General features: G+C 73.0%; 1 protein-coding gene (only partly in view). It reads left to right on the top strand.

The annotated features are described in order from the left end of the window. Positions 1-25,187, top strand: partial view of a type I polyketide synthase gene (locus tag AC6F7H_RS00595; protein ID WP_500754534.1) — the 3' portion only. 3,145 nt of this gene lie to the left of the window's left edge; 25,187 of the gene's 28,332 nt are visible here — the last part of the coding sequence; the start codon falls outside the window, past its left edge; the stop codon is at positions 25,185-25,187.

The following is a 25,187-nucleotide window of genomic DNA, read 5'->3' as shown; positions in this document are numbered from 1 at the left end:
GCCGGGTCGCGGCGCTGGAGCTGCCGCAGCGTTGGGGCGGTCTCGTCGACCTGCCCGAGGTCCTGGACGCGCGGGCGGGCGCCCGCCTCGCCGGCGTCCTGGCCGCCGGTGGTGGTGAGGATCAGATCGCGATCCGCGGGGCGGGTGTGTACGGCCGCCGCCTGGCGCGTGCGCTGCCGGCAGGCGTGGTCGGTGAGGGCTGGCGGCCGTCGGGGACGGTGCTGGTCACCGGTGGCACCGGTGGTCTGGGTGCCGAGGTCGCGCGCTGGCTGGCGGGCCGGGGGGTGCCGCATCTGCTGCTGACCAGCCGCCGCGGCATCGCGCCCGAGGGGCTGGTCGAGGAGCTGTCCGGGCTGGGGGCGCAGGTCACGGTCGCGGCCTGCGATGTGGCCGACCGCGACGCCCTCGCCACCGTCCTCGCCGACGTGCCCGCCGACCTGCCGCTGACCGGCGTCGTGCACGCGGCCGGGGTGGTGGACATGGAAGGGTTGGAACAGAGCACAAGTGCGTCGTTCGACGCCGTACTGCGGGCCAAGGTCGACGGCACGAGATACCTCGACGAGCTGACCGCGGATCTGCCGCTCGACCTCTTCGTCGTCTTCTCCTCGATCGCCGCGACCTGGGGCAGCGGCGGCCAGGCCGCCTACGCGGCCGGCAACGCCTTCCTCGACGCCTGGATCCAGCACCGCCACGACCGCGGACTCCCCGGCACATCCGTGGCCTGGGGCCCCTGGGCCGAGGCCGGCATGGCCATGGACCCGGAAGCCGGCAGGAGCCTGCGTCGGCGTGGGCTGGCGCCGATGGACCCGGCCCTCGCGATCCGGGCCCTGGCAGCGGCGGTGGACGGCCAGGAAACCTGCGTGACCGTCACCGACACTGACTGGTCGGTGTTCTCCCCGGCGTTCACCTCGTCCCGTCCCAGCGCCTTGTTCTCCGAGCTTCCGGAGGCGGCGGAGGCGCTCGCGGGCACGCCGGACGGTGGTGCCGCGCAGGGACTGCGGCAGCGGCTCCTGGACGTCCCTGCCGGGGAACGGGCCCGATTCGTGCTGGATCTGGTGCGTGAGCGGGCCGCCGCGGTGCTCGGGCACACGGGTGCGGACGCGGTCGAGCCCGGGCGGGCGTTCCGCGATCTGGGCTTCGACTCGCTGATGGCGGTCGAACTGCGCAACCTGCTGACCACCGAGACCGGCCTGACGCTCCCCGCCACCCTCGTCTTCGACCACCCCAACCCGACCGCCCTCACCGACCACCTCCTGTCCCACCTGGCAGGCCACACCGCACCGAACACCCCCGCAGTCACGGGTGCCGTCCTCGACGAACCGGTCGCGATCGTGGGCATGGCCTGCCGCTACCCCGGAGGCGTCACCTCCCCCGAGGAGCTGTGGAACCTGGTCGCCGCCGGGGCGGACGGCATCACCCCGTTCCCCGACGACCGCGGCTGGCCCACCACCCTGCTCGATTCAAGCGCCTCGGTGGGCGGCTTCGTCCACGACGCCGACGAGTTCGACGCCGCCCTGTTCGGCATCAGCCCGCGCGAGGCCCTCGCCATGGACCCCCAGCAGCGCCTGCTGCTGGAAACCGCGTGGGAAACCCTCGAAACCGCAGGCATCGACCCCCGCTCCCTGAAGGGCCACAACGTCGGCGTGTTCGCCGGCGCCTCCCCCTCCGGCTACGGCACCGGAGTCACCGGCGCCGAGGGACACCTGCTCACCGGCACCGCCAGCAGCGTCATCTCCGGCCGCCTGGCCTACGTCTTCGGCCTCGAGGGCCCGGCCCTCACCGTCGACACCGCCTGCTCCTCCTCCCTGGTCGCCCTGCACCTGGCCGCCCAGGCCCTGCGAAGCGGCGAGTGCGACCTGGCCCTGGCCGGCGGCGTCACCGTCATGGTCACCCCGAGCGCGTTCGCCGAGTTCGACCGCCAGGACGGCCTGGCCGCCGACGGCCGCTGCAAGTCCTTCGCCGCCGCCGCCGACGGCACCGGCTGGGCCGAGGGCGTCGGCCTCCTCCTCGTCGAACGGCTGTCCGACGCCCGCCGCAACGGCCACCACATCCTCGCCGTCGTCCAGGGCAGCGCCGTCAACCAGGACGGCGCCTCCAACGGCCTCACCGCCCCCAACGGACCCTCCCAGCAGCGGGTCATCCGCCAGGCCCTGGCCAACGCCGACCTGACCGGCGCCGACGTCGATGTCGTCGAGGCGCACGGCACCGGCACCCGCCTCGGCGACCCCATCGAAGCAGGGGCCCTGCTCGCCACCTACGGCCAGGACCGCGGCGAGACCGGCGAGCCGCTCTGGCTGGGCTCCATCAAGTCCAACATCGGCCACACCCAGGCCGCCGCCGGTGTCGCCGGCATCATCAAAATGATCATGGCCATGCGGCACGGCGTGCTCCCGGCCACCCTGCACGTCGACGAGCCGTCCCCGCAGGTCGACTGGACCACCGGCGCGGTCGAACTGCTCACCGAACAGCGTCCGTGGCCCGAGTCGGACCGCCCGCGCCGTGCCGCCGTCTCCTCGTTCGGCATCAGCGGCACCAACGCCCACGTCATCCTCGAACAGCCTTCCGCCGCGGAGACCGTCAAGGTGACGGCGGTCCGTGCGACGCCACCCAGGCTCATTCCGTGGGCGGTGTCGGCGAAGTCCGAGTCCGCCCTGCGTGCCCAGATCGAACGCCTGCGGTCCTTTGCCTCGGAGCGCCCCACCCTGGATCCGGTGGACGTCGGCTGGTCGCTGGCCACCACTCGGGCTCCGCTGGAGCACCGCGCGGTGCTGGCGGGGGACACGACGCTCGCCGAGGGCGTGGCGGCCGAGGGCCGGACCGCGTTCCTCTTCACCGGCCAGGGCTCCCAGCGCGCCGGCATGGGCCTGGGGCTCTACCAGGCGTTCCCCGTCTACGCCGAGGCCTTCGACGCCGTCTGCGCCCGCCTCGACGTCCGGCTGGAGCGCCCCCTGCGGGACGTGCTCACCGACGGCACCGACCTGGACCACACGATGTGGGCGCAGGCCGGCCTGTTCGCCCTCGAAGTCGCCCTGTTCCGGCTGGTCGAAGCGTGGGGCATCACCCCGGACGTGCTCCTGGGCCACTCGCTGGGCGAGATCAGCGCCGCGCATGTCGCGGGCATCCTCGACCTGGACGACGCGTGCGTGCTGGTGGCCGAGCGCGGCCGGCTGATGCAGGCGCTGCCCGCGGGCGGCGGCATGCTCGCCGTCCAGGCCACCGAGGCCGACGTCGCCGACTCCGGCCTCGACATCGCCGCCGTCAACGGCCCCAACTCCGTCGTCCTGTCCGGCGACTCGGACGCGATCGAGCGGTATGCGGCGGAGTGCGCCGAGCGCGGCCTGCGGGTGCGGGTGCTGTCGGTGTCGCACGCCTTCCACTCGGCGCTGATGGAGCCGATGCTGGACGCGTTCGCGGCCGTGCTGGACGGGCTGACCTTCCACCCGGCCCGGATCCCGGTGGTCTCGAACCTGACGGGTGCGGTGGCCGAGCCGGGTGCCATGCAGCAGCCGGGGTACTGGCTGCACCAGGTCCGCCAGGCGGTCCGTTTCGCGGACGGTGTGGCGGCGCTCGACGCGATGGGCGTCACCCGCTACCTCGAACTCGGCCCGGACGGTGTGCTGTCGGGCATGGCCCAGGACACCGCCACCGCCACCGCCAGCGGTGCCGTGTTCGTCCCCGTGCTGCGCAAGGACCGCGACGAGACCGACACCGCGCTGACCGCGATCAGCCGCCTGTGGGCCTGTGGCACCGCCATCGACTGGCGCGCGGTGTTCGCCGGCTGGGGCGGCCGGACGGTCGGCCTGCCCACCTACCCCTTCCAGCGCGAGCGCTACTGGCCGCAGCCGGGCGTACTCGGCGCGGACGCGGGCGCACTGGGCATCCAGGGCGCCGAGCACGCGCTGCTCGGCTCCGTGGTGGCCCTCGCCGACGCGGACGGCGTACTCCTCACCGGCCGCCTCTCCATGGATACTCAGCCCTGGCTGGCCGACCACCTCGTGCTCGGCCGTGTCGTGGTGCCCGGCACCGCGCTGGTGGAGATGGCGCTGCGCGCCGGCCAGGAGGTCGACTGCGGTCTGCTCCGTGAGCTGGTCCTGCGCGCCCCGCTGGTGCTGCCCGAGTCCGGCGGCGTCCAGGTCCAGATCCGGATCGAGGAACCCGATCCCTCGGGCGACCGCCCGGTCCACCTCCACGCTCGCTCCGAGGGCGCGGCCGAGTGGACGCTGCATGCATCGGGCTTTCTCGCCGCCTCGGACACCCGAACGCCCGGGTTCGATCTGGAGCTGTGGCCCCCGCAGGAAGCCACGGCAGTTGACCTGGACGGCTTCTACGACGTCCTGGCAGGGGTGGGCCTGGCGTACGGCCCGGCGTTCCAGGGGGTGCGGGCGGCCTGGCGGGACGCTTCCGGTGTCTACGCCGAGGTGGCGATCGCGGATCCGGTGGACGGGTTCGGTATCCACCCCGCCCTCTTCGACGCGGCACTGCACCCTTCGGGGCTGCTGATCGCCGACGCCCCGGGGGCGCGGCTGCCGTTCGCGTGGTCGGGTGTGGAGCTGTTCGCGGTCGGCGCGGCCACGCTGCGGGTGGCGATCCGTCCCGACGGCGAGGGCATCACCGTGCAGGTGGCCGACGACGCCGGTCTGCCCGTCGCGGTGGTGCGTTCGCTGATGTCCCGCGAGGTGTCGGCGGACCAGCTGTCCTCCGTCGGTCGAGCGGACAACGCGCTCTTCGCGGTGGAGTGGGTCCCGCTGCCGCGGGGCAGGGCTTCCGGCCACACGGCGGAGGAAGCCCCGGCATGGACGGTGCTGTCGGCCGGTGACGGTCCGGTGGAGCAGGTCCTCGGCGAGGTCCTGCACGGAGTGCAGGAGTGGCTGAGCGAGGAACACCCCGAGCACGCACACCTCGCCGTGGTGACGCGGGGTGCCGTGCCCGCGGGGTCTGTCGTCGGTGTGGACCCGGTGGGTGCGGCGGTGTGGGGTCTGGTGCGCTCGGCGCAGTCGGAGCACCCGGACCGGATCGTGCTCGTCGACACCGACCCGGCATCCGGCGATCCGTTCGATCCGGCCCTGCTCGCCGGGGTGGACGAGCCGCAGGTAGCGGTCCGCGACGGAGCACTGCTGGTGCCCCGCCTCGCCCGTACCGCCGCCGGCTCGACCACGGTGCCGCTGGACGGTGACGGCACCGTGCTGATCACCGGTGGCACCGGAACCCTCGGCGGGCTCCTCGCCCGTCACCTGGTCACCGAGCACGGCACCCGCCACCTTCTCCTGCTGTCCCGTCAGGGCCCCGGCGCCCCCGGCGCGGCCGCTCTCGTCGAGGAACTGGCCGAACTCGGCGCCCGCGCCCGCATCGTGGCCTGCGACGCCGCCGACCGTGATGCCCTCGCCACCGTCCTCGACGCCATCCCCGCCGAGACCCCGCTCACCGGCGTCGTCCACGCCGCGGGTGTCCTCGACGACGGCATCGTCACCGCGCTGACCCAGGAGCGTCTGGACACCGTCCTGCGCGCCAAGGCCACCGCCGCGTCGAACCTGGACGAGCTGACCCGCGGCAGCGACCTCGCCATGTTCGTGCTCTACTCCTCGGCGTCGGCGACCTTCGGCACCCCGGGCCAGGCCAACTACTCGGCCGCCAACGCCTACCTCGACGCCCTCGCGATCCGCCGCCGTGCGCAGGGACTGCCCGGACTGTCCCTGGCCTGGGGCCTGTGGCAGCAGGCGAGTGGGATGACCGGTCATCTCCAGGACCGGACCGGGCGTCTCGGCCCCGGTCTGACCGACGAGCAGGGCCTGGCCCTCTTCGACGCCGCTCTGGGCGCGGACCGCGCCGACATCGTGGCGATGCTGCTCGACACCGTCGCCCTCCGTTCCTGGAACGGCGCCACCCCGGTGCCCGCGCTGCTGCGCGGCCTCGTCCCGGCCGCCGTCGTCCGCAGGGCAGGACGAGCGACCGGAGGCGAGCCCCAGCTGTTGCGTCAGCTTGCGGGGCTGTCGTCGGCCGAGCGGGACAGGCTGCTCCAGGACATGGTGCTCACGGAGGTGGCCCAGGTCCTCGGGCACGCCTCCGCGGACGCCGTCGGGGAACGCCAGGCCTTCAAGGACCTGGGCTTCGACTCGCTCACCGCGGTGGAGCTCCGCAACCGGCTCAACGCCGCCACCGGACTCCGGCTGCCCGCGACACTGGTCTTCGACTACCCGAACGTTCAGCTGCTCGCCGGTCATCTGGCTGCCTTGCTGTCCGGTTCCGGTGAGCCGGCCGTGGTGGCACCACGGCGAACTGCCCCGGTGGCTGCGGACGAGCCGATCGCGATCGTCGGCATGTCGTGCCGGCTGCCGGGCGGTGTGGTGTCCCCCGAGGGGCTGTGGGATCTGGTCACGGCAGGACGGGACGGGGTGACGGACTTCCCCGACGACCGCGGCTGGGACGTGACCTGGAGCGGGGTCTCCGGATCCGGTGGCTTCGTCGCCGGTGCCGGTGACTTCGACGCGGGCCTCTTCGGCATCTCGCCGCGTGAGGCGCTGGCCATGGACCCGCAGCAGCGCCTGCTGCTGGAAGGGGTCTGGGAGGCGTTCGAGTCCGCGGGGCTGGACCCGATGTCGCTGCGCGGATCGTCGACCGGCGTGTACGCCGGAATCATGTACCACGACTACGCCCAGAGCCTGGGCGTCGTCCCGGAGGACGTGGAAGCCTTCCTGGCCACGGGCAACGCCGGAAGCGTGTTCTCCGGGCGGGCAGCCTATGTCTTCGGGCTCGAGGGCCCGGCCGTCACCGTCGACACGGCGTGCTCGTCCTCGCTCGTCGCGCTGCACCTGGCCGCGCAGGCACTCCGGGCCGGTGAATGCGACCTGGCGGTGGCCGGCGGTGTGACCGTGCTGTCCACACCAGGCGTGTTCGTCGACTTCGCCCGGCAGGGCGGACTGTCCTTCGACGGCCGGTGCAAGTCCTTCGCCGCCGCGGCCGACGGCACGGGCTGGTCCGAGGGCACGGCGGTCCTGGTCGTGGAACGGCTCTCCGACGCACAGCGCAACGGACACCACATCCTCGCCGTCGTCCGCGGCAGCGCGATCAACCAGGACGGCGCGTCGAACGGTCTGACCGCACCCAACGGTCCCTCCCAGCAGCGGGTCATCAGCCAGGCCCTGGCCAACGCCCGGCTCACCACCGCCGACATCGACGTCGTCGAGGCGCACGGCACCGGCACCCGCCTGGGTGACCCGATCGAGGCAGGGGCCCTGCTGGCCACGTACGGCCAGGAGCGCGGCGAGAGCGACGAGCCTCTCTGGCTGGGGTCGGTGAAGTCGAACATCGGGCACACCCAGGCGGCCGCCGGTGCGGCGGGTGTGATCAAGATGGTCATGGCGCTGCGGCACGGTCTGATGCCGGCCACGCTCCATGTCGACGAGCCGTCCCCGCAGGTGGACTGGTCGGCCGGTGCGGTGGAGCTGCTGACGGAATCCCGGGCCTGGCCCGAGTCGGATCGTCCGCGCCGCGCGGCGGTGTCCTCGTTCGGGATCAGTGGCACGAACGCGCATGTGATCCTGGAGCAGGCTCCGGAGCCCGTCGTCGGGCGGGAGACGGTTGCCGCGCCGCGACAGGCGCCGGGTCAGGTGCCGTGGGTGGTGTCGGCGAAGTCCGAGCCCGCGCTGCGGGCGCAGGTGGAACGGCTGACGTCGTTCGTGGCGGAGCGGCCGGAGCTGGACCCGGTGGACGTCGGGTGGTCGCTGGCGACGACCCGGGCCGCGCTGGAGCACCGCGCGGTGCTCGCCGGGGACACGACGCTCGCCACGGGTGTCGCGGGCGACGGCAAGACCGCGTTCCTGTTCACCGGGCAGGGTTCGCAGCGTGCGGGCATGGGGCTGGGGCTGTACGAGGCGTTCCCGGTGTTCGCCGAGGCCTTCGACGCGGTGTGCGCGCGCCTCGATGCCCGGCTGGAGCGCCCGCTGCGCGACGTCCTCGCCGACGGCACCGACCTTGAACAGACGGCGTGGGCGCAGGCCGGCCTCTTCGCCCTCGAAGTCGCCCTGTTCCGTCTGGTGGAGTCGTGGGGCGTGACCCCGGACGCGCTCCTCGGCCACTCGCTGGGTGAGATCAGCGCGGCGCATGTCGCGGGCATCCTGGACCTGGACGACGCGTGTGTGCTGGTGGCGGAGCGGGGCCGGCTGATGCAGGCGCTGCCCGCGGGCGGCGGCATGCTGGCCGTCCAGGCGACCGAGGCGGAGGTCGCCGGCTCCGGTCTCGATGTCGCGGCCGTCAACGGCCCGAACTCCGTCGTCCTGTCGGGCGCGGTCGAGGCTGTCGAGCGGTATGCCGCGGAGTGCGCCGAGCGCGGCGTGCGGTGCACCGTCCTGTCGGTGTCGCATGCGTTCCACTCGGCGCTGATGGAGCCGATGCTGGACGAGTTCGCGGCGGTGCTGGAGGGTCTGAGCTTCCGCCCCGCGCGGATCCCGGTGGTGTCGAACCTGACGGGTGCGGTGGCCGAGCCGGGTGCCATGCAGCAGCCGGGGTACTGGCTGAGCCAGGTCCGCCAGGCGGTCCGTTTCGCGGACGGTGTGGCGGCGCTCGAGGCGATGGGCGTGACCCGCTATCTGGAGCTCGGTCCCGACGGTGTGCTGTCGGGCATGGCCCAGGAGACCGTCACCGACGCCGAGTTCGTCCCTGTCCTGCGCAAGGACCGGGACGAGACGGACACCGCGCTGACCGCGGCCGGTCGCCTGTGGGCGACCGGTGCCGAGGTCGACTGGACGACGCTGTTCGCCGCCTGGGGTGGCCAGGTGATCGATCTGCCCACCTACGCGTTCCAGCGCGAGCGGTACTGGCCGCAGCCGAACAGGGGCCCGGGAGACCTGGCCGCCGTCGGCCTGACGGGTGCCTCCCATGCCCTGCTGGGTGCGGCGGTGACGCTGGCAGAGGGCGACGGCGTACTGCTGACCGGCCGGCTGTCGCTGGGTGTGCAGTCGTGGCTGTCCGACCATCTGGTGCTGGATCGGGTGGTGGTCCCGGGTGCGGCGTTGGTGGAGATGGTGCTGCGGGCGGGGCAGGAGGTGGGCTGCGGTCTGCTGCGGGAGCTGGTGCTGCGGGCGCCGTTGGTGCTGCCGGAATCCGGTGGCGTGCAGGTTCAGGTGCGGGTCGAGGGCCCGGATGCCTCGGGTGACCGGCCGGTGCATGTCCATGGGTGTGTCGAGGGCGCGGAGGAGTGGACGTTGCATGCGTCGGGCTTCCTCGCTGTGTCGCAGACGCGGGTGCCTGAGTTCGGTTTGAGTGTGTGGCCTCCGCAGGGTGCGGTTGCGGTGGAGGTCGACGGGTTCTACGAGTCGTTGGCCGGGGTGGGCTTCGGTTACGGTTCGGTGTTCCAGGGGGTGCGGGCGGCCTGGCGTGACGCGTCCGGTGTGTATGCGGATCTGGTGTTGCCTGAGCCGGGTGTGGGGCAGGTCGACGCGTTCGGTATTCATCCGGCGCTGCTGGATGCCGCGTTGCATCCGGCGAATCTCCTGTCCCAGGGCTTCGGCAAGTCCGGAGAGCCGGGGGAGTCTGGGCCGCGGTTGCCGTTCGCGTGGTCGGGGGTGGAGCTGTTCGCGGTCGGCGCGACCGCGCTGCGGGTGGCGATCCGTCCCGAGGGCGAGGGCTTCACCGTGCAGGCGGCGGACGGCACGGGTGCGCCGGTCGCTCTCGTGCGTTCGCTGGTGTCGCGTGCGGTGTCGGCGGAGCAGTTGTCGGCGGCCGGGCAGGCGGCGGACGACGCGCTGTTCGCCGTGGAATGGGTGCCGGTTCCGGTATCACCTGGGATCACCGCTGTCACCGAAGAGGACTCGGCGGAGGCTGCGGCGTGGACGGTGCTGCCGGCCGGTGACGGTCCGGTGGAGCAGGTCCTCGGTGAGGTGCTGCACGGTGTGCAGGAGTGGCTGGCGGACGAGAGCACGTTCGGCTCGCGTCTGGCGGTCGTGACCCGGGGCGCGATGCCCGTGGGCACTACGGACGTCGTGGACCCGGTGGGTGCGGCGGTGTGGGGTCTGGTGCGCTCGGCGCAGTCGGAGAACCCGGACCGGATCGTGCTCGTCGACACCGACCCGGCATCTGAGGAACACCTCGATGTCGCGCTGCTCGCCGGTCTCGACGAGCCGCAGGTCGCCCTCCGTGACGGTGCGCTGCTGGCACCCCGTCTGATGCGGGCCGGGGGTGCTGCGCAGTCTGTGCCGCTGGACGGTGACGGCACGGTGCTGATCACCGGTGGCACGGGGACCCTCGGTGGCCTCCTGGCCCGGCACCTGGCCACCGAACACGGCGTCCGCAGCCTGCTTCTGCTGTCCCGCCGGGGCGCGGACGCGCCCGGTGCGGCCGCACTTGTCGCGGAGCTCGCCGAACTCGGCGCGCAGGCGCGGGTCGTGGCGTGCGACGCGGCCGACCGTGATGCCCTCGCGGCCGTCCTCGCGGGCGTTCCCGCGGAGGCTCCGCTGACCGGCGTCGTCCACGCGGCGGGTGTCCTCGACGACGGCATCTTCACCGCTCTGACCCAGGAGCGTCTGGACACCGTGCTGCGGGCGAAGGCCACCGCCGCGTCGAACCTGGACGAGCTGACCCGCGGCAGCGACCTCGCCATGTTCGTGCTCTACTCCTCCGCGTCGGCGACGTTCGGCACCCCGGGCCAGGCCAACTACTCGGCCGCCAACGCCTATCTCGACGCCCTTGCGATCCGCCGCCGTGCGCAGGGACTGCCCGGCCTGTCCCTGGCCTGGGGCCTGTGGCAGGAGGCCAGCGGTATGACCGGCGGACTCGCCGAGACCGACCGGACCCGGGTGACCAGTGCTGGTACCGCCCTGTCCACGGAGCAGGGTCTTGCGCTGTTCGATGCGGCGCTGGGGCTGTCGGTGGCGCATGTGGTGCCGGTTGGTCTGGATCTGGTGGCGGTGCGGGCGGCTGGTGAGGTGCCTGCGTTGTTGCGTGGTCTGGTCGCTGGTGGGGTGCGGCGTGGTGTTGCGCAGGCGTCGGGCGCGGGCTTGGCGCTGGCGCAGCGGTTGCGGTCGATGCCCGGTGCTCAGCGTGCGCAGGTGTTGCTGGAATTGGTGCGCGGTAGTGCGGCGGCGGTGCTGGGGCATGCTTCGGTGGATGCGGTCGGTGAGCGTCAGGCGTTCAAGGATCTGGGCTTCGACTCGCTGACCGCCGTCGAACTGCGCAACCGGCTGACGGCGGCGACGGGGTTGCGGTTGCCCGCGACGCTCGTGTTCGACTATCCGAGCCCGGTGGTGCTGAGTGATCACCTCCTCTCCGAGTTCTTCGGCGGCGCGGAGGCGGTCGGGGAGCCGGTCCGGCAGGTGAGCGCGGCCGGGACCGATGAGCCGCTGGCGATCGTGGGCATGGCGTGCCGGCTGCCCGGGGGTGTGACGTCGCCCGAGCAGTTGTGGGACCTTGTCTCCGGTGGGCTGGACGGTTTGTCGCCGTACCCGGTTGATCGTGGCTGGCCGGCCGAGTTGGCCGGTCGGGGCGCCGGTGTGGGCGGGTTCGTCGATGACGCGGACCGGTTCGATGCGGCGTTGTTCGGGATCTCGCCGCGTGAGGCGCTGGCGATGGACCCGCAGCAGCGGTTGCTGCTGGAGGCGGCGTGGGAGACGTTCGAGTCGGCGGGCATGGATCCGCGTTCGCTGCGGGGTCGCAGTGTGGGCGTGTTCGCGGGGGCGTTGTCGTCCGGGTACATGGCGGGTTCCGAAGGGCATGTGCTGTCGGGGGCGGCGAACAGTGTGATCTCCGGCCGGGCGGCGTATGTGTTCGGCCTGGAGGGGCCGGCGGTGACGGTGGACACGGCGTGTTCGTCATCGTTGGTGGCGTTGCATCTGGCGGGGCAGGCGCTGCGGTCGGGTGAGTGCGACATGGCGCTGGCCGGTGGTGTGACGGTGATGGTCTCTCCGGCCGCGTTTGTGGAGTTCGACCGGCAGGACGGGCTCGCGGCCGATGGCCGGTGCAAGGCGTTCGCGGGTGCGGCGGACGGCACGGGCTGGGCCGAGGGCGTGGGTCTGCTGCTGGTGGAGCGGCTGTCGGACGCCGAGCGCAACGGGCACAAGATCCTTGCCGTGGTGCGGGGCAGCGCGGTCAACCAGGACGGTGCGTCCAACGGTCTGACGGCGCCGAACGGTCCGTCCCAGCAGCGGGTGATCCGCCAGGCCCTGGCCAACGCCCGGCTCACCGGCGCGGATGTCGATGTCGTCGAGGCGCACGGCACGGGCACCCGCCTCGGGGACCCGATCGAGGCACAGGCGCTGCTGGCCACGTACGGCCAGGACCGTGACGAGTCCGGTCCGCTGTGGCTGGGGTCGGTGAAGTCGAACATCGGTCACACGCAGGCGGCCGCGGGTGTCGCGGGCCTGATCAAGATGGTGATGGCGATGCGGCACGGCGTGCTGCCCGCCACGCTGCACGTGGATGAGCCGTCGCCGCAGGTGGACTGGTCCGCCGGTGCGGTGGAGCTGCTGACGGAGGCGCGTGCCTGGCCCGCGGTGGACCGTCCGCGCCGCGCGGGCGTGTCGTCGTTCGGGATCAGCGGCACCAACGCGCACGTCATCCTGGAGGCGCCTCCCGCCGCACGGGCCGTCGAGGCGCCGCGGGTGCGTGCCGCGTTCCCTGCTCCGGTGCCGTGGGTGGTGTCGGCGAAGTCCGAGCCCGCACTGCGGGCGCAGGTGGAACGGCTGACGTCGTTCGTCGCGGGGCGGCCGGAGCTGGACCCCGTGGACGTCGGCTGGTCGCTGGCGACGACGCGGACCGCGCTGGAGCACCGCGCGGTGCTCGCCGCCGGCGGTGATGTGCTGGCCGCCGGCACGGCCACTGAAGGGCGGACCGCGTTCCTGTTCACCGGCCAGGGCTCGCAACGCGCGGGCATGGGGCTGGAACTCCATGAGGCTTTCCCGGTGTTCGCCGAGGCGTTCGACGCGGTGTGCGCGCGCCTCGACGTCCGGCTGGAGCGCCCGCTGCGCGACGTCCTCGCCGACGGCACCGACCTTGAACAGACGGCGTGGGCGCAGGCCGGCCTCTTCGCCCTCGAAGTCGCCCTGTTCCGTCTGGTGGAGTCGTGGGGCGTGACCCCGGACGCGCTCCTCGGCCACTCGCTGGGTGAGATCAGCGCCGCGCATGTCGCGGGCATCCTCGACCTGGACGACGCCTGCACCCTGGTCGCCGAGCGGGGCCGGCTGATGCAGGCGCTGCCCGCGGGCGGCGGCATGCTGGCCGTGCAGGCGACCGAGGCGGAGGTCGCCGGCTCCGGTCTCGATGTCGCGGCCGTCAACGGCCCGAACTCCGTCGTCCTGTCGGGCGCGGTCGAGGCTGTCGAGCGGTATGCCGCGGAGTGCGCCGAGCGCGGCGTGCGGTGCACCGTCCTGTCGGTGTCGCACGCGTTCCACTCGGCGCTGATGGAGCCGATGCTGGACGAGTTCGCGGCGGTGCTGGAGGGTCTGAGCTTCCGCCCCGCGCGGATCCCGGTGGTCTCGAACCTGACGGGTGCGGTGGCCGAGCCGGGTGCCATGCAGCAGCCGGGGTACTGGCTGAGCCAGGTCCGGCAGGCGGTCCGCTTCGCCGACGGCGTCACCGCCCTCGAGGCGATGGGCGTGACCCGCTATCTGGAGCTCGGCCCCGACGGTGTGCTGTCGGGCATGGCCCAGGAGACCGTCACCGACGCCGAGTTCATCCCTGTCCTGCGCAAGGACCGCGACGAGACGGACACCGCCCTCACCGCCCTCAGCCGCCTGTGGGCCTCCGGGGCCGCCATCGACTGGACGACGCTGTTCGCCGGCTGGGGCGGCCGGACGGTCGACCTGCCCACCTACGCGTTCCAGCGCGAGCGGTACTGGCCGCAGCCTGACATGGACGCGGGAGACCTGGCTGCTGTCGGCCTGGCGGGTGCGGGCCATGCGCTGCTCGGTGCGGCGGTAGAACTGGCCGACGGAGACGCGGTGGTGCTGACCGGCCGCCTCGCGCTGGGTACCCAGCCCTGGCTGGCTGACCACGTCGTGCTGGACCAGGTCGTGGTGCCGGGTGCGGCGTTGGTGGAGATGGTGCTGCGGGCCGGGCAGGAGGTGGGCTGCGGTCTGCTGCGGGAGCTTGTCCTGCGGGCCCCTCTGGTGCTGCCGGAATCCGGTGGCGTGCAGGTCCAGGTGAGCGTCGGTGGATCGGACGAGTCCGGAGACAGGCCGGTTCAGATTCATGGCCGGCTGGACGGCGCGGAGGAGTGGACGTTGCATGCGTCGGGCTTCCTCGCTGTGTCGCAGACGCGGGTGCCTGAGTTCGGTTTGAGTGTGTGGCCTCCGCGGGGTGCGGTTGCGGTGGAGGTCGACGGGTTCTACGAGTCGTTGGCCGGGGTGGGCTTCGGTTACGGTTCGGTGTTCCAGGGGGTGCGGGCGGCCTGGCGTGACGCGTCCGGTGTGTATGCGGATCTGGTGTTGCCTGAGCCGGGTGTGGGGCAGGTCGACGCGTTCGGTATTCATCCGGCGCTGCTGGATGCCGCGTTGCATCCGGCGAATCTCCTGTCCCAGGGCTTCGGCAAGTCCGGAGAGCCGGGGGAGTCTGGGCCGCGGTTGCCGTTCGCGTGGTCGGGGGTGGAGCTGTTCGCGGTCGGCGCGACCGCGCTGCGAGTGGCGATCCGTCCCGAGGGCGAGGGCTTCACCGTGCAGGCGGCGGACGGCACGGGTGCGCCGGTCGCCCTCGTGCGTGCGCTGGTGTCGCGGGCGGTGTCGGCGGAGCAGTTGTCGGCGGCCGGGCAGGCGGCGGACGACGCGCTGTTCGCCGTTGAGTGGGTCGCGCTCCCGCCGGGCAGTGCGTCCGGTGATGCGGCGGAGGCTGCGGCGTGGACGGTGCTGCCGGCCGGTGACGGTCCGGTGGAGCAGGTCCTCGGTGAGGTGCTGCACGGTGTGCAGGAGTGGCTGGCGGACGAGAGCACGTTCGGCTCGCGTCTGGCGGTCGTGACCCGGGGCGCGATGCCCGCGGGTGCTGGCCGTGCCGTGGACCCGGTGGGTGCGGCGGTGTGGGGTCTGGTGCGCTCGGCGCAGTCGGAGCACCCGGACCGGATCGTGCTCGTCGACACCGACCCGGCCACCGAGGAACAGCTCGACCTGGCCCTCTTGGCCGGTGTCGACGAGCCGCAGGTCGCCCTCCGTGACGGTGCGCTGCTGGCACCCCGTCTGATGCGGGCCGGGGGTGCTGCGCAGTCTGTGCCGCTGGACGGTGACGGCACGGTGCTGATCACCGGTGGCACGGGGACCCTCGGTGGCCTCCTGGCCCGGCACCTTGCCACCGAACACGGCGTCCGCAGCCTGCTTCTGCTGTCCCGCCGGGGCGCGGACGCGCCCGGTGCGGCCGCACTTGTCGCGGAGCTCGCCGAACTCGGCGCGCAGGCGCGGGTCGTGGCGTGCGACGCGGCCGACCGTGATGCCCTCGCGGCCGTCCTCGCGGGCGTTCCCGCGGAGGCTCCGCTGACCGGCGTCGTCCACGCGGCGGGTGTCCTCGACGACGGCATCTTCACCGCTCTGACCCAGGAGCGTCTGGACACCGTGCTGCGGGCGAAGGCCACCGCCGCGTCGAACCTGGACGAGCTGACCCGCGGCAGCGACCTCGCCATGTTCGTGCTCTACTCCTCGGCGTCGGCGACGTTCGGCACCCCGGGCCAGGCCAACTACTCGGCCGCCAACGCCTATCTCGACGCCCTTGCCGTCCGCCGCCGTGCGCAGGGACTGCCCGGCCTGTCCCTGGCCTGGGGCCTGTGGCAGGAGGCCAGCGGTATGACCGGGCATCTCCGGGACCAGTTGTCCACGGGGACGTCCACGGAGCAGGGTCTTGCGCTGTTCGATGCGGCGCTGGGGCTGTCGGTGGCGCATGTGGTGCCGGTTGGTCTGGATCTGGTGGCGGTGCGGGCGGCTGGTGAGGTGCCTGCGTTGTTGCGTGGTCTGGTCGCTGGTGGGGTGCGGCGTGGTGTTGCGCAGGCGTCGGGCGCGGGCTTGGCGCTGGCGCAGCGGTTGCGGTCGATGCCCGGTGCTCAGCGTGCGCAGGTGTTGCTGGAATTGGTGCGCGGTAGTGCGGCGGCGGTGCTGGGGCATGCTTCGGTGGATGCGGTCGGTGAGCGTCAGGCGTTCAAGGATCTGGGCTTCGACTCGCTGACCGCCGTCGAACTGCGCAACCGGCTGACGGCGGCGACGGGGTTGCGGTTGCCCGCGACGCTCGTGTTCGACTATCCGAGCCCGGTGGTGCTGAGTGATCACCTCCTCTCCGAGTTCTTCGGCGGCGCGGAGGCGGTCGGGGAGCCGGTCCGGCAGGTGAGCGCGGCCGGGACCGATGAGCCGCTGGCGATCGTGGGCATGGCGTGCCGGCTGCCCGGGGGTGTGACGTCGCCCGAGCAGTTGTGGGACCTTGTCTCCGGTGGGCTGGACGGTTTGTCGCCGTACCCGGTTGATCGTGGCTGGCCGGCCGAGTTGGCCGGTCGGGGCGCCGGTGTGGGCGGGTTCGTCGATGACGCGGACCGGTTCGATGCGGCGTTGTTCGGGATCTCGCCGCGTGAGGCGCTGGCGATGGACCCGCAGCAGCGGTTGCTGCTGGAGGCGGCGTGGGAGACGTTCGAGTCGGCGGGCATGGATCCGCGTTCGCTGCGGGGTCGCAGTGTGGGCGTGTTCGCGGGGGCGTTGTCGTCCGGGTACATGGCGGGTTCCGAAGGGCATGTGCTGTCGGGGGCGGCGAACAGTGTGATCTCCGGCCGGGCGGCGTATGTGTTCGGCCTGGAGGGGCCGGCGGTGACGGTGGACACGGCGTGTTCGTCATCGTTGGTGGCGTTGCATCTGGCGGGGCAGGCGCTGCGGTCGGGTGAGTGCGACATGGCGCTGGCCGGTGGTGTGACGGTGATGGTCTCTCCGGCCGCGTTTGTGGAGTTCGACCGGCAGGACGGGCTCGCGGCCGATGGCCGGTGCAAGGCGTTCGCGGGTGCGGCGGACGGCACGGGCTGGGCCGAGGGCGTGGGTCTGCTGCTGGTGGAGCGGCTGTCGGACGCCGAGCGCAACGGGCACAAGATCCTTGCCGTGGTGCGGGGCAGCGCGGTCAACCAGGACGGTGCGTCCAACGGTCTGACGGCGCCGAACGGTCCGTCCCAGCAGCGGGTGATCCGCCAGGCCCTGGCCAACGCCCGGCTGACCGGCGCGGATGTCGATGTCGTCGAGGCGCACGGCACGGGCACCCGCCTCGGGGACCCGATCGAGGCACAGGCGCTGCTGGCCACGTACGGCCAGGACCGTGACGAGTCCGGTCCGCTGTGGCTGGGGTCGGTGAAGTCGAACATCGGTCACACGCAGGCGGCCGCGGGTGTCGCGGGCCTGATCAAGATGGTGATGGCGATGCGGCACGGCGTGCTGCCCGCCACGCTGCACGTGGATGAGCCGTCGCCGCAGGTGGACTGGTCCGCCGGTGCGGTGGAACTGCTGACGGAGGCGCGTGCCTGGCCCGCGGTGGACCGTCCGCGCCGCGCGGGCGTGTCGTCGTTCGGGATCAGCGGCACCAACGCGCACGTCATCCTGGAGGCGCCTCCCGCCGCACGGGCCGTCGAGGCGCCGCGGGTGCGTGCCGCGTTCCCTGCTCCGGTGCCGTGGGTGGTGTCGGCGAAGTCCGAGCCCGCGCTGCGGGCGCAGGTGGAACGGCTGACCTCGTTCGTCGCGGAGCGCCCCACCCTGGATCCGGTGGACGTCGGCTGGTCGCTGGCGACGACCCGGGCCGCGCTGGAGCACCGCGCGGTGCTCGCCGCCGGCGGGGATGTGCTGGCCGCCGGCACGGCCGCTGAGGGCCGGACCGCGTTCCTGTTCACCGGCCAGGGCTCGCAACGCGCGGGCATGGGGCTGGGGCTGTACGAGGCGTTCCCGGTGTTCGCCGAGGCCTTCGACGCGGTGTGCGCCCGGCTGGACGTCCGGCTGGAGCGCCCGCTGCGCGACGTCCTCGCCGACGGCGTCGACCTCGACCGGACCGGCTGGGCGCAGGCGGGGCTGTTCGCCCTCGAGGTGGCGCTGTTCCGGCTGGTGGAGTCCTGGGGTGTGACCCCGGACGTGCTGCTGGGGCACTCGCTGGGTGAGATCAGTGCGGCGCATGTCGCCGGGATCCTGGACCTGGACGACGCGTGTGTGCTGGTGGCGGAGCGGGGCCGGCTGATGCAGGCGCTGCCCGCGGGCGGCGGCATGCTCGCCGTGCAGGCGACCGAGGCGGAGGTCGCCGGCTCCGGCCTGGACGTCGCGGCCGTCAACGGCCCGAACTCCGTCGTCCTGTCGGGCGCGGTCGAGGCTGTCGAGCGGTATGCCGCGGAGTGCGCCGAGCGCGGCGTGCGGTGCACCGTCCTGTCGGTGTCGCATGCGTTCCACTCGGCGCTGATGGAGCCGATGCTGGACGAGTTCGCGACGGTCCTGAACGGCCTGACGTTCCGTGCCCCCCGTATCCCGGTGGTCTCCAACCTGACCGGAGCCGTCGCCGAACCCGGCGCCATGCAGCAGCCGGCGTACTGGCTGCACCAGGTCCGTGGCACGGTCCGCTTCGCCGAGGGCGTCACCGCCCTCGCGGCCATGGGCGTGACCCGCTGCCTGGAACTCGGCCCGGACGGTGTGCTGTCGGGCATGGCCCAGACCGGCGCCGAGGACATGCTCTGCGCCCCCGTCCTGCGCAAGGACCGCGACGAGAGCGACACCGTCCTGACCGCCGTGAGTCGTCTGTGGACCTCTGGGGCCGAGGTCGGCTGGCGCGCGGTGTTCGCCGGCTGGGGCGGCCGGACGGTCGATCTGCCGACGTACGCCTTCCAGCGCGAGCGATTCTGGCCGCAGCCGTCGGCGACGTTGGCCGCCGGCGACGGCCTGGACTCGGCGTTCTGGGATGCGGTGGAGCGGGAGGACCTGTCCGAGCTTGCGGGTCTGGAGTCGGCGTTGCCGGCGTTGTCCGCGTGGCGTCGGCGTCATCAGGAGCGTTCCACGGTCGACTCGTGGCGTTACCGGGTGATGTGGCGGCCGCTGGACGGTCTGCCGTCGTCGTCGCAGGCGCTGTCCGGGGTGTGGGCGGTCGTCGGCACCGAGGACCCGGAGGTGTCCGCGGCCCTGTCGGCGGCGGGCGCGTCGGTGGTGGGTGTTCCGGTGGAGGAGGTCTTGGGTCTGCCGGGCCTGGCGGGTGTGGTCCTGGTCGCCTCGGGTGTGGCGGAGACGCTGTCGGTGGTGCAGGGGCTGGCCGGGGTGGATGCGCCGTTGTGGGTGCTGACCCGGGGTGCGGTGTCGGTGGGTGGTTCGGACCGGTTGGGTGATCCGGGTCTGGCGGCGGTATGGGGTCTGGGCCGGGTCGCGGCGCTGGAGATCCCGGGCCGCTGGGGCGGCCTGGTGGACCTGCCCGAGGTGTTGGATGCGCGGGCGGGCGCCCGCCTCGCGGGCATCCTGGCGGCACCTGGTGGTGAGGATCAGGTCGCGGTCCGTGGGTCGGGGGTGTTCGGGCGTCGTCTGGTGCGTGCGGTGCCTGCCGCGCCGGAAGACACGTCGTGGAGCCCGGACCCGTCGGGGACGGTGCTGGTCACGGGTGGTACGGGTGCGTTGGGTGCCGAGGTCGCGCGGTGGCTGGCGGGCCGGGGTGTGCCGCATCTGCTGCTGACCAGCCGTGGCGGTGTGGCGCCGGAGGGTCTGGTCGACGAGCTCGCGGGGCTGGGCGCGCGGGTGACGGTGGCTGCGTGCGATGTGGCCGACCGGGAGGCACTGGCGGCGGTCGTCGCGGGCGTGCCGGACGATGTGCCGCTGACGGGCGTGGTCCACGCGGCGGGTGTGTTGGACGACGGGTTGCTGGAGGGCCTGTCGCTGGAGCGTCTGGCGTCGGTGATGGCGCCGAAGGTGGACGGTCTGGTCAACCTGGACGCGGTGACGGCGGGGCTGCCCGTCGAGTGGCTGGTGGTGTTCTCCTCGCTCGCGGGCTCGGTGGGCAGTGCCGGTCAGGGCAACTATGCGGCGGCGAACGCGTGTGTGGACGCGTGGGTGGAGTGGCGTCGCGGTCGTGGGTTGCCGGCGGTGTCGGTGGCGTGGGGTCCGTGGGCCGAGGAGGGCATGGCCGCGGATGGTGTGGTGGTGGAGCGGCTGCGGCGTGGCGGGGTCCGCCCGCTGGACGCGGAGCTCGCGCTGCGCGTGTTCGGTGAGGCGATCCGGTCCGGTGACGCGGATGTGACGGTGGCGGATGTGGACTGGGAGCGGTTCGTTCCGGTGTTCACGTCGGCGCGTGCGAGCCGTCTGCTGGCGGACCTCCCGGAAGCGGCCGCGGTCGCGGCGGCTCTGCCGGCCGGCTCGCGTGGGCCGAGCCTGCGGGAACAGCTGGAGGGCCTGCCGGAGGGCAGGCGCCGTCAGGTCCTCCTCGACCTGGTCCGGGGGCAGGCCGCCGTCGTGCTCGGACATGCCGGGGTGCAGGCGGTGGAGCCGGGCCGGGCGTTCCGGGAACTGGGCTTCGACTCCCTGATGGCGGTCGAACTGCGCAACCTGCTGTCCGCGGCGACGGAGTTGTCGTTGCCGACCACCCTCGTCTTCGACCACCCGACCCCCGACACCCTCACCGACCACCTCCGCGCGGAGCTGACCGGTACGGGAGCGGCGGTCGCGTCCGGTGCGCCGGCACCGTCGGCGAGAACCGACGAGCCGCTGGCGATCGTCGGGATGGCCTGTCGCTTCCCGGGCGGAGTGGGATCGCCCCAGCAGTTGTGGGACCTGGTCTCCGACGGGGTGGACGGGCTGTCCGTCTTCCCGGTCGACCGGGGATGGCCGGCGGAGGTGTCCGGCGTCGCGGGCGGCGTGGGCGGATTCGTCCATGACGCCGGCGAGTTCGACGCGAACCTGTTCGGGATCTCGCCGCGTGAGGCGCTGGCGATGGATCCGCAGCAGCGGCTGCTGCTGGAGGCGGCCTGGGAGGCGTTCGAGTCGGCGGGGATGGACCCGCGGTCGCAGCGCGGCCGCAGTGTGGGCGTCTTCGCCGGCACCAACGGCCAGGACTACGGGCAGGTCCTCGCGGCGTCGCAGGACACCGGTGACGGGCACGCTGCCGTGGGGAACGCGGCGGCGGTGCTGTCGGGACGGGTCTCGTACGCCTTCGGGCTGGAGGGGCCGGCGGTGACGGTGGACACGGCGTGTTCGTCGTCGCTGGTCGCGCTGCACTGGGCAGGGCAGGCACTGCGGGCCGGTGAGTGCGAACTCGCGTTGGCCGGTGGTGTGACGGTCATGGTCACCCCGGGCGCGTTCGTGGAGTTCGACCGGCAGGACGGTCTGGCGTCGGACGGCCGGTGCAAGGCGTTCGCGGGAGCGGCCGACGGCACGGGCTGGGGCGAGGGCGTCGGCCTGCTGCTGGTCGAGCGGCTGTCGGACGCCGAGCGCAACGGGCACAAGATCCTCGCGGTGGTGCGCGGCAGCGCGATCAACCAGGACGGTGCGTCGAACGGTCTGACGGCGCCGAACGGTCCGTCCCAGCAGCGGGTGATCCGCCAGGCCCTGGCCAACGCCGACCTCACGACCGCTGACGTCGACGTGGTCGAGGCGCACGGCACGGGTACGCGCCTCGGGGACCCGATCGAGGCGCAGGCACTCCTGGCGACCTACGGCCAGGAGCGGGGCGAGGCCGGCGAGCCGCTGTGGCTGGGCTCGGTGAAGTCGAACATCGGTCACACGCAGGCTGCCGCGGGCGCGGCGGGTGTGATCAAGATGGTGATGGCGCTGCGGCACGGTCTGATGCCGGCGACGCTGCACGTCGACGAGCCGTCGCCGCAGGTGGACTGGTCGGCGGGTGCGGTGGAACTGCTGACGGAATCCCGGGCCTGGCCCGAGTCGGACCGTCCGCGCCGCGCGGCGGTGTCCTCGTTCGGCATCAGCGGCACCAATGCGCACGTCATCCTGGAGCAGGCTCCGGAGCCCGAGCCGGCTCCGGTTGCCGTGCCGCGGCAGGCGCCTGGGCTGGTCCCGTGGCCGGTGTCGGCGAAGTCCGGTGCCGCGCTGCGGGCGCAGGTCGATCGGCTGACGTCGTTCGCCGCGGAACGGCCGGAGCTGGACGCCGTCGACGTGGCCTGGTCGCTCGCGACCACACGAGCCGGTCTTGAGCACCGCGCGGTACTGTCCGGGGACACGACGCTCGCCACCGGCTTCGCCGGCGAAGGCAGGACCGGGTTCCTCTTCACCGGCCAGGGTTCACAGCGTGCGGGCATGGGGCTGGAACTCCACAAGGCGTTCCCGGTGTTCGCGGAAGCCTTCGACGCGGTGTGCGCCCGGCTGGACGTCCGCCTGGAGCGCCCGCTGCGCGAGGTTCTGACCGACGGCGTCGACCTCGACCACACCGTGTGGGCACAGGCCGGCCTCTTCGCCCTCGAAGTCGCCCTCTTCCGGCTGGTGGAGTCGTGGGGCGTGACCCCCGATGTGCTGCTCGGTCACTCCCTGGGGGAGATCAGCGCCGCGCATGTCGCGGGCATCCTGGACCTGGACGACGCCTGCACCCTGGTCGCCGAGCGGGGCCGGCTGATGCAGGCGCTGCCCGCGGGCGGCGGCATGCTCGCCGTCCAGGCCACCGAGGCCGAGGTCGCCGACTCCGGCCTGGACGTCGCCGCCGTCAACGGCCCGAACTCCGTCGTCCTGTCCGGCACGGTCGAGGCCATCGAGCGGTACGCCGCCCAGTGCGCCGAGCAGGGACGCCGGTTCACCGTTCTGACCGTGTCGCACGCGTTCCACTCCACGCTGATGGAACCGATGCTGGACGCGTTCGCGACCGTCCTGGCCGGCCTCACGTTCCACCCGGCCCGGATTCCCCTCGTCTCCAACCTCACCGGAGCCGTCGCCGAACCCGGCGCCATGCAGCAGCCGGGGTACTGGCTGAACCAGGTCCGCGGCACGGTCCGCTTCGCCGACGGTGTCAAAGCACTCGCAGCGATGGGCGTGACCCGCTGCGTCGAGCTCGGCCCGGACGGCGTCCTGTCGGGCATGGCCCAGGACACCGCCACCGACGCCGAGTTCGTCTCCCTCCTGCGCAAGGACCGTGAGGAGACCGACACCGTGCTCACGGCGGCCGGTCGACTCTGGGTGTCCGGAGTCGAGGTCGACTGGACGGCGGTGTACGCCGGTTGGGGCGGGCAGGTGGTCGATCTGCCCACCTACGCGTTCCAGCGTGAGCGCTACTGGCCGGAGCTTTCGGCCACGGCAGCCGCGGGCGGTGGCGGTGATCCGATCGATGCCGCCTTCTGGGACGCGGTGGAACGTGAGGACCTGACGGAACTCGCCGGTCTGGAGTCGGCCCTGCCGGCACTGTCCGCCTGGCGGCGGCGCCACCGGGAACGCTCGACGCTGGACTCGTGGCGTTACCGCGTCACCTGGCAGCCGCTGGACGGCCTGCCCGAGACGGCGGTGCTGTCCGGTATCTGGGCGGTCGTGGGCACCGAGGACCCGGAGGTGTCCGCCGCGTTGGAGGCCGCGGGCGCGACCGTGGTCGGCCTGCCCGTCGAGGAGGTGCCGGGACTGCCTGGCCTGGCGGGTGTCGTCCTGTCCGCGTCCGGGTGGGCGGAGACGCTGGCCGTGGTGCAGTCACTGGCCGGGGTGCACGCACCGCTGTGGGTGGTGACGCGCGGCGCCGTGTCGGTCGGTGATGCGGACGGGCTCGGCGATCCGGATCTGGCGGCGGTGTGGGGTATGGGCCGGGTCGCTGCCCTGGAGCTGCCGCAGCGTTGGGGCGGTCTCGTCGACCTGCCGGCCGAGCTGGACGCACGGGCCGGTGAGCTTCTCGCGGGTGTCCTGGCCGCCGATGCGGCCGGCGGCGGTGAGGATCAGGTCGCGGTCCGTGGGACCGGGGTGTTCGGGCGTCGGCTGGAGCGTGCGGTGCCTGGCGGTGTGCCGGCCACGCCGTGGGACCCGGACCCGTCGGGCAGCGTGCTGGTCACGGGCGGCACCGGTGCGCTGGGTGCGGAGGTGGCGCGCTGGCTGGCGGGCCGGGGTGTGCCGCATCTGGTGCTGACCAGCCGCGGCGGCATCGCGCCGGAGGGTCTGGTCGAGGAATTGTCCGGGCTGGGGGCGCAGGTCACGGTCGCGGCCTGCGATGTGGCCGACCGGGATGCCCTGGCGGCGGTGATCGCCGGTGTTCCGGAGCAGTGGCCGCTCACCGGCATCGTGCACGCGGCCGGTCTCGACCTCCCGCAGCGGATCGAGGAAGCCACCCCCGAGACCTTCGCGACGGTGCTCCGCGCGAAGGTCGACGGGACCCGTTACCTCGACGAACTCACCGCCGGGATGCCGATCGGTCTGTTCGTGGTGTTCTCGTCGATCGCCGCGACCTGGGGCAGTGGCAGTCAGAGTGCGTACGCGGCGGGCAACGCCTTCCTCGACGCCTGGGTCCAGCACCGCCACGACCGCGGACTCCCCGGCACATCCATCGCCTGGGGCCCCTGGGCCGGAGCCGGCATGGCCACGGACCCGGAAGCTGCCGGGAGCCTGCGCCGGCGCGGGCTGACCCCGATGGAACCGGACCTGGCGATCCGCGCCCTGGCCCAGGCGGTCGACCACGGCGACAGCGGCCTCACCGTCGCCGACGTCGACTGGACACGCTTCGCCGAAGCCTTCACCCTCCTGCGGCCCAGCCCGCTGCTCCACGAGTTCGCGGGAACGGCCGGGGCCCTGACCGTGCCACAGGAGGAGGGCGGGGCGAGCGCTGCCGATCTGCGCGCACGACTGGCTCCGCTGAGTCCTCAGGAGCAGGAGGCGGAGCTGTCGGAGATGATCCGCCGCGGTATCGGCGCCGTGCTCGGTTACAAGTCGGAGGAGGACATCGACAGGCGGCCGTTCCGGGATCTCGGGTTCGACTCGCTGACCGCGGTCGAGTTCCGCAATGTGCTGGCGAAGGACAGCGGGCTGCAGCTCGCCTCGACGGTCGTGTTCGACCATCCGACGCCGTCCGCGCTGGTGCGGCACCTCCTCGACGAGCTGGGCGGGAGCGTGGCCGACGTGGCCGAGCCCATGATCAGCGCCCTGGACGAGCTGGACGCGGCCTTCGCCGCCGGTCGGACGGACGGGCTGGTCCGGGCCCGGGTGGCGGTTCGGCTGCAGGCATTCCTGGAGAAGTGGACGGCGGGCGAGCCGGCCGCCGCGGACGAGTCGCTGGCCGAGCGGCTCGAAGCGGCCGGTGACGACGAACTCATCTCTCTCATCCAGAAGGAGCTCGACGAAGGAGCGGAGTAG

Source organism: Streptomyces sp. MMS24-W38 (genome assembly GCF_059889265.1).
This window is presented reverse-complemented; position numbering and strand designations above follow the sequence as displayed.